Here is a 13951-nt window from a genome sequence, read left to right on the forward strand (position 1 = left end):
GATGGCGACCCGTCAGATAAAGGCGTCCGTCTGCTGTGTCCTTTTGTACTCGGCCCGGTCGTCCGCCGTCGGTACGCCCCCCGAGGCCGACTGCGGCCCGGAACCGGTCGCCCTGGCCTCTCTGGGCGCCCTGGTCGTGGCCTTCCTGGTGGGGCTCCGGTGGATCCGGCAGCGGCGTCAGCTGCGCGAGTTGGTGCGGGCAGCCCGCAGGATCGGCGACGGCGACCTGTCCGGCAGGGTGCCGGTGCACCCCCGGGCTCCGGCCGAAGTGCGGCGGCTGGTCCACGCGTTCAACGACATGGCCGACTCGGTGCGCACCTGCATGGAGAAAAATGCCGCGATCGTGGTGGACGTCTCCCATCAACTGCGCAACCCACTGACCGTGTTGAGTCTTCGCATGGAGATACTCTCGCTGAGCGTGGAGGGGAAGGGGCGCGAGGAGGCGGAGCTGATCCGCGAGGAGATGAACCGGCTGGACGTCATTCTCGGCCGGCTCCTGGAGCTGGCCTCCGCCCGGACCACGCTCCCGGTACGGACAGGCCCGATGGCCGCAATGGACCTGGTCACCAACCGGGTCGTCGCATGGCGGCCACAGGCCGAAACCCGTTCGCTCCAGCTCGCGGTCGTGGCCGCGTCATCGGCCGTCATCCGTGTCGACGCGACCCTCGCGGGCTCGATCCTGGACACCCTGCTGGACAACGCCATCAAGTTCAGTCCGGAGGGCGGGCAGATCACCGTACGTCTCCGGGACGACGGGCCCATGACGACCGTCGAAGTCGTCGACGAGGGGCCCGGCCTCGACCCGGACGACTTCGACCGCATCGGCGACCGGTTCTGGCGGAGCGCCGCGACTCGGGACGAGCCGGGCACCGGACTGGGTTTGAGCATCGCCCGCGAGATGGCGGCGGTCATCGGAGGACAGTTGACGTTCGCCGCGGCCGAACCGCGCGGGTTGTGCGTGGGGCTCCGTCTGCCCCGTGCCGACACCGGGCGGGCCGTGTGCTCCTCGCCCGGCACGCCCGGTCAGCGCTGACCGGAATGGGGATTTGACCGCCCGTTGCTCCACCCATCCGGAACACCGGCCGGGTGCCGAGGTCGTGCCTGAGTGTGCGGGGCTGACGAGGTGCTTGCCGGCCTGGGCGCCGCATGCGCCGCGCGACAACCAGGGATTCACCTAAGGGCTGTCCCGCAATCCCTGGCGGGCACGCGACGACAGCTGCGGCACCTGGCTGCGTTGTCGGAGCGCCCGCATACACCCAGTATGAGGACGCCCCTCCGCCTTGCGATGCACCGCATCTGACGCCGCGCGCTGATCCACCAGGGATGACGGGACAGCCCTTAGGGCGTGTTTCGACAGCCCCGTCCGCCAGGCGCCGGCGGACGGGGCTCCTTTCGAAAAATGCCCTCGTGCCGTCGTGCCGCCGCTCTCGAAAGACTGGTAATTCTTATAGCACTTGGGCGATGTGGCGGCCGGACAGCCGGCATGGCTGGGACCGTGGGGGCGGCCGCTCACCGGCGTCGCGTCGCGGGGCTTGTACTGCACGCCTTCACCGGGGCAGTGTGGGCGCTGTCGTGCAAACGGAAAGAGACGTTCAGTGCGAGGAGAAAAAGTGACATCAGCCTGGTCGCCCGGTCGCCGCGCAAAGTGCGTCACCGTTGTCGCTGCGGGTGTTTTTCTGTGCATGGGAACCGCGGTCGCCCCGGGATACGCCAAGGACGTGGGCACCGTCGTGAATGCCGGAAGTGAAAATGCCGTGAACGGCAGTTATCTGGTGCTGTTCGAAGAAGGGTCGCGCCCGGACGTTGCCGAATACGGCCTGCGGGTGCGGGAGAGATACGACAGCGCGGTGCACGGGGTGCTGGCCGAGGGGAGCGCAGAGCAGGCCCGGCGACTGGCGGCCGACCCTGAGGTGAAACGGGTTGAGCAGAACACCCTGGTGGGGCGGCCCGCCCGGCCGAGGCTGACGGAGGCGGCCCCGTCGTCCTGCGGGCTCGACCGGATCGACCAGCGCTCGCTTCCGCTCGACGGTTCCTACGCCTATCCGCCGCGCGCGGCGGCCGGCGTGAACGTCTACGTGATCGACACCGGGATCGACTACAGCCATCCCGATCTCCGTCCGCGCGCCCGGCCCGGTTTCGATGCCTTCGGCGGAGACGGCAGCGACGAGCACGGCAATGGCACCTACATGGCCGGCATCATCGGCGGCACCGAGCACGGAGTGGCCAAGAAGGCCAAGCTGATCTCGGTGAAGGTGCTCGACGCCCAGGGCGGCGGCACCCTCGCCGGGGTGGTGGCCGGCATCGACTGGGTCACCAAGCACGCCAAGGGACCCTCGGTGGCCAATTTCGTCATCGGCGCCCCCATCAGCGAGGTGCTCGACGAAGCGGTGCGCAACTCGATAGCCGCCGGTGTCACGTACGCGATGTCGGCGGGCGCCAGCTCCCACGACGTCGCCGACACCTCCCCGGCACGGGTGGCCGAAGCCATCACCGTGGGATCCTCGGACTGCGCCGACCGGGTCGCCTCGTTCAGTAACTACGGTGCGGGGCTGGATCTTTATGCCCCGGGCGTGGACATCACCTCCGCCTGGCCCGGCGGGGGGACGTTCACTGACTCCGGTACCTCGGTCTCCGCGGCGCATGCCTCCGGTGCGGTCGCGCTGTATCTCGGCGGACATCCCAAGGCCACCCCGGCCGCGGTGGGCAGGGCCCTGGACCGTGCGGCAGTGGTGGGAGCGCTCACCGGAGTGCCGACCAGTTCCACCCCCAACAAGCTGCTGCAGCTGGCGTATTGACGCCGGAATCACAGGTAGCGTCCTCCTCGGCCGATCCGGCGCGTGTCGACCAAGGAGGACGCCGCCGGTGATCCGGGAATACCCGCATCTCGTCTCGATTCAACAGGCGGAAGATTTGTTAATCATTGAAAACCTCGTGAAGTGCTACCGGGGCGGTACACGCGCCAACGACGGTGTCAGCCTGCAGGTCGAGGCAGGGGAGGTCGTCGGCCTCCTCGGGCACAACGGAGCCGGCAAGACCACCCTGATCAACCAGGTGGCCGGGCTCGCGGTACCGACGTCCGGCACCATCCGGGTCGACGGGTGCGACCCGGTCGCGGAGCCGGCCAGAGTCCGCCGGATGGTTGCGGTGATGCCTCAAGCCCACGCGCCGCTGGCCGGCGTGACGCCTCGGCAGGCCATCAGGGCCATGGCCCGCATCCGCGGGATGAACAAGCACGACAGCCGCGCGCGGACCGACGAGCTGATCGCTGCGCTGGACCTCGGAGCATGGGCCGACACGACAGGGGAACGCCTCTCCGGAGGCGTCCGGAGGCTGACGGCGTTCGGTATGGCTGCGTCGTCGCCGGGACGTGTCGTGATGCTCGACGAACCCACCAACGACGTGGACCCGGTCCGCCGGAGGCTGCTGTGGGAGCAGATCCGCGAACTGGCCGACCAGGGCTGTGCCGTTCTCCTCGTCACCCACAACGTGGCCGAGGCGGAGCGGAGCGTGGACCGGATCGTCGTGATGGGTTCGGGAAAGGTGCTGGCGGAGGGCACGGCCGCACAGCTTCGCTCCCGGACGGTCGGTGAGTTCAGACTGGAACTGACGGCGGCGAGCGCCGACGGCATCCCGCCGCTCCCCGGCCATATCCCCGCCGCCGGCCCGCCGGTGCATGCCGCCCGGCGGCTGGCGATTCCCCTGGACTCCCACGCGGCGTCGGCGGCGCTCGCCTGGGCTCAGCAACTCCGCGCTGCGGGGGACGTCGACGAGTTCGCTCTGGTGCCGGTCGGCCTGGAGGACGTGTATCTGCAGCTGGCCGGCAGCGAGACCGCATCTGACGCGGAGAAGGGAGCGCACGGTGAGTCACTGGTTGCGTAGTTACGGACTGCTGCTGGGATGGACCGCGCTGCGCAGCCGCGCGACGCTTCCTCTCAATCTCATCATCCAGACCTTCATGGCGGTCGGCATCATCGTCGGATTCGCCTATCTCGTGCCTGAGATGGACGACGCCACGGCCCTCTACCTCGCGACGGGCGCCCCGGTGCTGGGACTCATCACCGTCGGCATGGTGATCGGCCCGCAGGAAGTCGCCTCCTCGAAGCAGGAGGGCATCTTCGACTTCAACCGGTCGCTTCCCGTTCCCCGAAGTGCCCTCATCGCGTCAGACGCCACAGTCGCCCTGCTCACCGCGCTGCCCGGCATGGTGGCCGCCCTTGTGGTCGCCGGTCTGCGGTTCGACCTCACCCTCCACATCAGCCCGCTGGTCCTTCCCGCCGTCCTCCTGACCGCGTTCACCGCCATCGGTCTGGGCTACGGGATCGGATACGGACTGGCGCCCGCAGCCGCCCGCATGATGTCCCAGCTGGTCGTGTTCGTCGCGCTGATGTTCTCGCCGATCACCTTTCCGGCGTCCCGGCTGCCCGACTGGTTCGAGTCCGTGCACACGGTGCTCCCGTTCCAGTACATGGCCGAGGCGGTCCGGGACACACTCAACAGGCCACCGGAGGGCGTCGCAGCGCTCCCCTTCGCCGTCCTGGCGGTCTGGTCCCTCATCGGGTTTCTCATCACCTACCGGATGACCGCCCGGCGGCCCTGAGCCGCGAGCGAGGACGGGCGGACGACGCCACCTTTCGAAATATGCCCTGGGCGACGCTCCTGGCCGGGCCCACGTGAGCCAGGAGCGCCGCCCCGCTTACCGTGCCCGGCGACCGGGCCGGCCGACGGACGAGCGGAACCGGTCAGTCCCGGGCCGCGGCGGGAAGCGCTTCCACGACTGCCTCTTCGTCCGGCACAGCCAACTCCCTGACCCGGGAATCCCCACTTGGACCGCCGGGCCATTCACGGAAGCGCCGGAACAGCATCGGCATGCCTCGGGCGACCGAGAGGTCGGAGCTGTCCATGACCTGCATGTGTACATGGGGTTGGGTCGAGTTGCCGGAGTTGCCGCAGCTCGCGAGTTGCTGACCGGCCACCACCCGCTGTCCGGCGGACACCTGGACGGAGCCGGACTTGAGGTGCACCAGGGCGACGTAGGGGCCGTGCTCCGACAGCGAAATGATCAGATGGTTCCCTGCGATGGCGTTCGCCCCTCGGCGTACCCGTGCGGCCTGGCCCAGCATGTACGGCACCAGGGCGAGCTGTGACCGGCGTGCCTCGTGGTCGGGCTCGCCGTCGTGGGCCGCGATCACGGTGCCGGCGGCGGGAGCCAGGACGGGCCGGCCGAAACTGTGGAAGAGCTCGGGCGGTTCGGTGGCGAAGAAGGTCCGCCAGCTGCGGTGGTCGGCTGTGCGGTGGCGGTCGTCCACGCCGATGAAGTCGATGGCGTGACTGCTGCCGAACAGCTCGGTCCCATGACTCGGAATCCGCCGTGCCGGGCTGTTCCTGGCGCGCCACAGCCCGGTGAAGGGCAGCGAGAGTTCGACGCCCCGCGTCCCCGGACGTTGTGCACCCGGATCTCCACCTGCCCCGGCGGCGACGCCTGCCGTGGCGAAGGCGGTGGCGCCGATCGCGACGGTGCGCGCGACGAAGAGCCGCCGGGAGGGGTCCTTCCCGCCAGGGGCGTCGGGGCCGTCCGGTGACGGTGTGGCGGCCCGTCGGGCGAGGCCCCGGCGGAGCAGGAGACGGACGAGTTCGCCCAGGAGCAGCGCGACGGTGAGGTACATCAGCAGCGGCGGCCAGACCTCACCCGCCGGGGTGAGGATTCGTGTGATCTCGAACGGCGGCTCGGCGGGCCCGGCGAACAGCAGGACCGCTGTGGTCGCCGAGAGCAGCCACACCAGCGCCGTGCCGGCACGCCGCCACGGGGAGCCCTCGTGGGAGACGTCCTTGACGAGGCGTTGGAACAAGTACCGGTGGACGGCCGTCAGAACCAAGAGGATCAAGGCGGCGTTCAGAAGCAGAAGAGCAGTGCCGGTCCGTGACATGTGTCGAACCTAGCCGCTGATGGTGTGTCCGCTTCGCACTCTTCCAAAGAATGGTCGATTTCCTAGTCCTGCGCCCGCCGTCCCCGACCGCCCGCCGGACCAAAGGGTGACGGCCCCGTGAGTATTTCGTCGCCGGCACCCCCACTGACCTGCGACAAGCAGCTCCATGAATAGTCGGCCGAACCAAGAACCCGGTTTCGATCATGAGATGACGGTGTGCATCGGGTCGGTTGACAGCCGCTGTGGGCTGCATGAGCATACCGATCGATGTTGAAGGCCGAATGGGCGCAGCCCCACCGCGGGGCCGCACATGCGAGGTCCCATTCGTTGTGAGTCGTACACGCACTGTTCGCATTCGGGGGACTTGAAAATGGGAAGACGGGCCAGGCTCGGAACCGAGGGCACACGCCGTGCGGGCCGTCCCGGCTTCCTGGCTTCGTCCAGCATGCGTGACCTGCGTTTTGTCGCCGAAGCGGTCCCTGGGAGCCTGAGGTGCCCAGGAACCCGTACGGCCGGCCTCGTGGTCGGCGCCGCTGCCGGGGCGCCTTTCACCCACCGGTCGGCACCGGAATTTCCTGGTTCTTCTGCACGTCACTGACGAGATATTCACGGGTCCCCTTTCGGGTCCGAAAAGTTCGACCGATCCAGCGCGCCCGCACGGCTTCGGGGCGGTCCAGGGTGACCGTATTCCCGCTTGGCCGGAGCGAAAGTGCGCATCATCGCTCATGACTTCAGAGGATTGCGGCCTTGAGTACTTTTCGCGACCCAGCCGAACATTTCTCTGCCCTCTCCGGAGACCGGCGGGCCGAGATTTCCTACCCGTTGTCACCCACGCAGCAGGGCATCCTCTTCCAGGCCCGCCACGGGGAAGGGACCGGCCTCTACCACACGCAGGTCGAGTTCGAGGTCGCCCGGGATCTCGACGTCGACGTGTTCCGCCAGAGCTGGGCGTGGGTCACGGAGCGGCACGCGGCGCTGAGAACCGGCTTCCGCGATCGTCCGGGTGGCGAACCGGTGCAGACGGTCCGCGAGAGCGTGGACGTCCCCCTGGTCCACGAGGACTGGCGTTCCCTGGACGAGGAGCAGCGGTCCGACCGGCTGACGGCGCGGCTGCAGCAGGACCACGAGCAGGGTTTCTCACTGGACGAGGCCCCGTTGTGGCGGCTCCACGTCGCCCACCTGGCGGACGCGCGGTACCGGGTTCTGTGGAGCCTCCACTACCTCCTGATGGACTCGCGGAGCCAGACGAGGATTCTCCGCGAAGTGGAGCAGGTGTACGAGGCGCTGACTTCCCGGCAGCCCCTGGACGAGCCGCCGGTGGTGCCGTTCCAGGAGTACGTGGAGTGGTGGGGACATCAGGACGCCGGCCGTTCCGAGGCCTTCTGGCGTAACGAGCTGCGGGCGGTGTCGCCCGTCAGCCCGCTTCCCTTCGAACTCAGGCCCCCCGCAGGCGAGGACACCGCCGCACAGGCGCCGCCCGCCGGGTACGAACAGGTGTCGCTGGTTCTGGACGAACGGGAGACGGCCGCCCTGCGCGCCGCCGGAGCGCGGTGGGATCTGACGCTCCCCACGATCGTACGGGGAGCCTGGGCCTTCCTCCTGAGCCGTTACCGGGGCGCCGACGAAGTGGTCATGGGCGTCACCACCCCCGGCCGGTCCGCCGACCTGCCGGGTGTCGAGGACATGGTCGGGCTGCTCATCAACACGCTTCCCCTGCGGGTCGAGGTTCCGGCCCCGGCAGGCTGGGCGCAATGGATGCAGGGCCTGCAGCGGAAGTACGCGGAGATCCTGGAGCACGAGTACAGCCCCCTGCGGCTGGTCCAGCAGTGGAGCGGGGTCGGCTCGGGCGAGTCGCTCTTCGACAGCGTTCTGATGGTCGAGGACCAGGAGCCGGGAACCGGGACCGGCTCCTTCCGCATGGTCCGGGAGGAGAGCCACGCGGCCTACCCGCTGAGCGTCGTGGCGACCCTTGGGGAGCGCCTCACGCTCACCGTCCACTACGACACCGGGCGCTTCGCGCCGAGGACCGTCGAACGCACGGCGGGACACCTCAGGCAGATCCTTGCCGAGCTGGCCAGCAGGCCGCACGCACGCCTGGGGGAGCTGGCCGTCCTCACCCCGGCCGAGCACTCCCGGCTCGTCCACGAGTGGAACGACACGGACACGCCGTACGCGCAGGACATCTGCATGCACCAGCTGTTCGAGAGGCGGGCCGAAGAGGTCCCCGAGGCCCTGGCCCTGCTCTTCCGGGACGAGCGCTGGACCTACCGTGAGGTCAACGAGCGGGCCAACCAGGTGGCACACCGGCTGAGAGGCCTCGGGATCGGACGCGGCGACCAGGTCGTGATCCTGATGGAGCGCTCCGCGGAGATGATTCCCGCCCTGCTGGGGATCCTCAAGGCCGGCGCCACGTACATCCCGCTCGACGTCAACGCTCCCGTCAAGCGGTGGCACTGGATCATCGACTCGCTGAAGGTCACCTGCGTCCTGACCCAGCACGCCCTGGTGCCGCGCGTCATGTCCGCCGAACCGTTGCCGGACCTCGCGCACATCGTGTGCATGGACCCGGCGGACGACGAACTGCCCGTGCCCTCCGACTGCCCGTACACCGTGCACCCGTCGGCCGGACTCACGGACCTGCCCTGCGACAACCTTCCCCCGCAGGGCACTGCGCAGGACATCGCCTACGTCATCTTCACCTCCGGCTCCACCGGAACGCCCAAGGGTGTCGCGGTCGCGCACTTCCCGGCGGTGAACCTGATCGAATGGGTCAACACCACCTTCTCCGTGGGCCCGGACGACCGCATCCTCTTCGTCACCTCGCTCACCTTCGACCTCTCCGTCTACGACGTCTTCGGCATGCTCGCCGCCGGTGGGTCGATCCGGGTGGCCACAACCGAGGACATTCAGGAGCCGGCGAACCTGCTGGGCCACCTCGCCGACGAGCCCATCACCTTCTGGGACTCGGCGCCCGCCGCCCTGATGCAGCTCGCACCCTTCCTGCCCACCGACGGCGAGGGCGGGAACGAGATCGTCTCCCGGTCGCTGCGCCTGATCTTCATGAGCGGGGACTGGATACCGGTCCACTCGCCGGACCTGATGAAGGCGGCCTTCCCGGAGGTCAGGGTGATCGGCCTCGGCGGGGCGACCGAGGCGACCGTCTGGTCGAACTTCTTCCCCGTCGACGTGGTGGACCCCGCCTGGACGAGCATTCCGTACGGAAAGCCCATCCAGAACGCACGCTATTACGTCCTGGACGAGAGCCTGCGCCCCTGTCCGGTGGATGTGCCGGGCGACCTCTACATCGGCGGCATCTGTCTCAGCTCCGGTTATGCGAACGAGCCGCAGCTGACGGCCGGCAAATACATTCCGTCGCCCTTCGGCGCCACACCCGGAGAACGCATCTACCAGACCGGCGACACAGCACGGTGGCGGGAGGACGGGAATCTGGAGTTTCTCGGGCGCACCGACTCCCAGGTCAAGATCCGGGGCTACCGCATCGAGCTCGGTGAGATCGACAGCACGCTGGCCGAGCACCCCGTCGTCCAGGACGCGGCGACCGTCGTCCGGGAGGACGCGTCCGGCGACCGCTCCCTGGTGTCGTACGTCGTCCTCCACCCGCAGCGCGCCCGTTCCGCCGTCCAGGACGACGAGGACTCGCTGACGGGCCGGCGCATCGAACGCTGGCGCGAGGTGTACGACGCGTTCGACCCGGACGCGGCGAAGGAGTCGGAGGACGGAAACGACTTCTCGGGCTGGAACAGCAGCTACACCGGCGGCCCCCTCCCCCGGGAGGAGATGCTGGCCTGGCAGGACGACACGGTCGGGCTGATCCACGGCTACGGTCCCCGCGCGATCCTGGAGATCGGCTGCGGGACCGGACTGCTGCTCTTCCCGCTCGCCGCAGGATGCCGCCGCTACTACGGAACCGACTTCTCCTCCTCGGCCCTCGAAGCCGTGCGCGGGCGTCTCGGCGCCCGACCGGAGCTCAGGGAGACCGTCGTCCTGCACCAGCGGGAGGCCGACGCCCTCGACGGCCTGGAGCTCGAACCGGTCGACACGGTCGTCGTCAACTCGGTCGTCCAGTACTTCCCCGACGTCCATTACCTGCTCCGCGTCCTTGACCAGGCGCTGTCCCGGGTCGTCGACGGTGGCCGGATCATCGTCGGAGACGTCCGGAGCCTGCCGCTGCTCGAGGCATTCCACGCCGACGTCGAGCTGCACCACGCGCCCGAGTCCCTGACCCGTCAGCAGCTCTGGCAGCGCGTCCAGCGCCGCGTGCAGCTGGAGGAGGAGCTGACCCTCGACCCGGCGTTCTTCCGCGACTGGGGCGCCGCCACCGGCCGCGTCTCCCGTGTCGAGATCCGGCCCAAGGGCGGCCACAGCCTCAACGAGATGTCGATGTTCCGCTACCAGGCAGTGCTCCATGTGGGCCCCGCCCGCGACCGGGCCGGCCGGACGGCGCCGGCCGCCGTCCCCGAGCTCGACTGGACGGCGGAACGTCTCACCCCCGCGAAGCTGCGCGAGACGCTGGCCGGCGACCGGCCCGACCGGCTCCGGCTGCGCGCCGTCCCGAACGCCCGCGTCGAGGAAGCGGCGCGGACGCTCCGCTGGCTGAAGAGCGGAACCGGACCCGAGACCGCCGAGGCGTGGCGCGCACAGGACCGGCCGCTGCGAGGCATCGACCCGGAGGACGTCAGGGAACTTGCCGAGAAGGCCGGCTACCGGGCCACCGTCGACTGGAGCCGCCACGGTGCGGACGGCGACTACTCCGTGCTGTTGACCCGCGCCGGAGTGGAACAGGACCCGGACGATGAGGAGTTCGTCGTCCCGTCCGAGCCCGGGCGGGAAACGAGCGACTGGTCGGACTACGCCAACCAGCCGCTCAAGGCGGAGATCGAGCACCTGGTGATCCCCCGGCTCCACGCCCACCTGGCCGAGCGGCTCCCCGGCTACATGATGCCGTCCGGCCTCGTCGCCCTCGACGCACTGCCCGTCACTCCCAGCGGCAAGCTCGACCGTCGTGCGCTGCTGCTCCCGCCGGCTCCCGCCGCCGGGCCGAGCGCTGTACCCGCCCGGAACACCACCGAGGCACTGCTTGTCCCGATCTGGGAGCAGACCCTGTCCCGTTCGCCGATCGGCGTCCTCGACGACTTCTTCGAGCTGGGCGGGCACTCGCTGCTGGCCGTGCAACTGGTGGCCCGGATCCGGCAGGTGTTCTCGCTGGAGGTGCCGGTCCGCCTCTTCTTCGACCTGCCGACGATCGCCGAGGTCGCGCGCGAGTTGCGGCGCCGGCAGGAGGAGCGGCAGCCCTCGCAGCAGCGTCCCCTCGTCCCCGCCCCCCGCGGCGGCCCGCTGCCGGCCGGATCCGACCAGCAGCGGCTCTGGTTCATCGACCGGCTGAGCCCCGGAACCACCTCCTACACCGTCAACTGGCTCGTCCCCCTTCCGGCTTCCTTCGGGACGCCGGTGCTCCGGGACGCCCTGGACGAGATGATCCGCCGTCACGAGACCCTGCGTACCACCCTCACGGAGAAGGACGGCCAGGTCTGGCAGATCGTCGCGGACACGTGGCAGGTCGAGCTGGGGGAGACCGATCTCTCGGGGCTGCCCGGCGAGCAGGCCGAGCAGCGGGCGCGGGACGAGATCCGCCGGTGGTGGGACCAGCCCTACGACCTCGTCGAAGGTCCGCTGCTGCGGGCCCGGCTCATCAGGCTGCCGGAGGCGGAGCAGGTCCTCGCGTTCAGCGCCCATCACACCGTGTTCGACGGCTATTCGATCGGTCTCTTCGGTCAGGAGTTCCTCCAGATCTGCCGGGCCCTGGCCGAGAGCGAGCCCTCCCCGCTGCCCGCTCCTCAGGTGCAGTACGCCGACTACGCCGTGTGGCAGCAGAGCCGGCTGGAGGAGGAGGACAGGCTCGCCTTCCAGCTCGACTACTGGAAGGAGCAGCTTTCCGGCGCGCCGGAACTGCTCACCCTGCCGACCGACTTCCCGCGTCCGGACGCGCAGAGCTTCACGGGCGATTTCCTGCGCCGGCAGCTGTCCCCCGAGCTGACCCGGCAGGTCGTCGAGGTCAGCCGTGAGCACCAGGTGACGAACTACATCACCATGCTCAGCGCCTACGCGCTCCTGCTGGCCCGCTACAGCGGTCAGGACGACATCGTCATCGGCGTGCCGATCGCCGACCGGAACCGCGTCGAGCTGGAGTCCATGATCGGATTCCTGGTCAACACGGTCGCCGTCCGGGTCGATCTGCGCGGCGACCCGAGCTTCGAGAACGTCCTGCTCCAGGTCCGCAGGCAGCTCTTCGACGCCCCGGCCCATCAGGAGGTGCCGTTCGAGCGGCTCGTCGAGGTGCTCCGGCCGACGCGCAGCCTCGCGTACAACCCGGTCTTCCAGGTGATGTTCGCCGACGAGAGCCTGCCGTTCCTGGACCACGACTCAGCCTTGGTGCAGCCGAAACCGTGGATGTACGACCTGATGGCCGAGGGAATGAGTGTCGGCGTCGCCCGCTTCGACCTCACCCTGATGATCCAGGCCGATCCCGAGGGCATGCACGTCGGATTCGAGTACAGCACCGACCTGTTCCAGGAACGGACGGTCGCACGTATGGCCGACCACTTCGAGGTGCTCCTGCGGGCCGCGCTGGCCGACCCCGGGCAACGGGTGCGGCGCCTTCCGATGGTCGATGAGGAGGAGCTCGGACGGATCGTCAAGCAGGGGACCGGACCTCGCAACGAGCATGCTCTCCGGCCGGCTTCGCTGCAGGCGCTGTTCGAGGAGCAGGCGCTCCGGTATCCCGACCGGGTCGCCGTCACGTTCGGTGACACGGAGCTGCGCTACGCCGACCTGGACCGGTGGTCGAACCGGCTTGCGCGTCTGCTGCGGGATCGTGGTGTCGGGCGGGAGAGCCTGGTCGGTCTGTGTGTACCGCGTTCGGTGGAGATGGTGGTCGGTCTGCTGGCGGTGCTGAAGGCGGGCGGGGCGTATGTGCCGTTGGATCCGGCGTATCCGCGGGAGCGTCTGGCGTACATGGCTGAGGACGCGGGGCTGCGGGTGGTGCTGGCCGAGCGGTCGACGGCCGGGGTGCTGCCCGAGTCCGATGCGCTGGTTCTGACCGTCGAGGACGTCTGGCCGGAGCTCGACCGGTGGCCCGACACACCCCTGGAGACGGGCGGAACCTGCGACGACCTCGCGTACGTGATGTACACGTCCGGTTCGACCGGCCACCCGAAGGGCGTGGCCGTGACCCATGCCGATGTGACGACGCTGGCGCTGGACAGCCGGTTCGCACGAGGGCACGAGTGCGTGCTCATGCACTCGCCGCAGGCGTTCGACGCGTCGACCTACGAGCTGTGGGCCCCGCTGCTCTCCGGCGGCCGGGCCGTGGCCGTGCCGCAGGGGGTGGCCCTGACCTCGGAGTCGCTGCGTGAGCTGGTCGCCGCCCACGGGATCACCGCGGTGTTCATGACGACGGTGCTGTTCCATCTGTTCGCTCAGGACGACCCCGGCTGCCTGGCCGGCCTGCGCGAGGTGTGGACCGGCGGCGAACCGGTCGGGGCGGACGCGGTGCGGCGGGTACGCGCCGCCTGTCCCGAGCTGGTGGTGGTGGACGTCTACGGGCCCACGGAGACGACGACCTTCGCCACCTGCTTCCGGATGGAGCCGCACGACCAGGTGCCTGCCGAGCTGCCGATCGGCCGGCCGCTCGACAACACCCGGGTGTTCGTGGTGGACAACTCCCTGCAGCCGGTCCCGGTGGGTGTCGCCGGTGAGCTGTGCATCGGTGGCGTGGGTCTGGCGCGCGGCTATCTGGGGCGTCCGGAGCTGACCGCCGAGGCGTTCGTCGCCGATCCGTTCGGCTCGGGGGGCCGGCTCTACCGGACCGGTGACCTGGTGCGCCGTCTCAGCGATGGCGACATCCAGGTGCTCGGCCGGGTCGATGACCAGGTGAAGGTTCGTGGTTTTCGGATTGAGTTGGGTGAGATCGAGGTTGCGCTGGTGGGGCATCCGGCGGTGCGTGGTGC

At 69.4% G+C, this 13951-nt stretch carries 6 protein-coding genes; 5 read left to right on the forward strand and 1 reads right to left on the reverse strand.

Annotation, left to right across the window (positions count from 1 at the left end):
• Position 1 precedes the first annotated feature (1 nt).
• From ACNPQM_RS37320 to ACNPQM_RS37335, 4 genes are all read left to right on the forward strand, one after another.
• Positions 2-1033 (forward strand): sensor histidine kinase, encoded by a 1032-nt coding sequence (locus ACNPQM_RS37320; RefSeq protein ID WP_418087435.1) that lies wholly within the window; start codon positions 2-4, stop codon positions 1031-1033.
• Between the two features lie 649 nt (positions 1034-1682).
• On the forward strand, positions 1683-2795 hold the full coding sequence (locus ACNPQM_RS37325) for a S8 family serine peptidase (RefSeq protein WP_418087436.1): 1113 nt from the start codon (positions 1683-1685) through the stop codon (positions 2793-2795).
• Positions 2796-2931: 136 nt separating this feature from the next.
• A complete protein-coding gene (locus tag ACNPQM_RS37330; RefSeq protein ID WP_358859367.1) occupies positions 2932-3879 on the forward strand; it encodes an ABC transporter ATP-binding protein in 948 nt (315 codons plus the stop codon).
• On the forward strand, positions 3860-4597 hold the full coding sequence (locus tag ACNPQM_RS37335) for an ABC transporter permease (RefSeq protein WP_358859366.1): 738 nt from the start codon (positions 3860-3862) through the stop codon (positions 4595-4597). The genes ACNPQM_RS37330 and ACNPQM_RS37335 overlap by 20 nt, the downstream gene beginning before the upstream one ends.
• Positions 4598-4739: 142 nt before the next feature.
• Here the strand turns inward: ACNPQM_RS37335 and ACNPQM_RS37340 are convergent, their stop codons facing one another.
• The gene (locus tag ACNPQM_RS37340; RefSeq protein WP_358859365.1) at positions 4740-5924 is read right to left on the reverse strand and encodes a M23 family metallopeptidase; all 1185 of its coding nucleotides are present in this window, start codon (positions 5922-5924) and stop codon (positions 4740-4742) included.
• A gap of 747 nt (positions 5925-6671) precedes the next feature.
• Between ACNPQM_RS37340 and ACNPQM_RS37345 the strand changes: the two genes are divergently transcribed.
• Positions 6672-13951: amino acid adenylation domain-containing protein (locus ACNPQM_RS37345; protein WP_418087437.1), on the forward strand; the 7280-nt coding region annotated here is incomplete at its 3' end.

The organism is Streptomyces sp. NPDC056231, assembly GCF_048270745.1.
Lineage (GTDB): Bacteria > Actinomycetota > Actinomycetes > Streptomycetales > Streptomycetaceae > Streptomyces.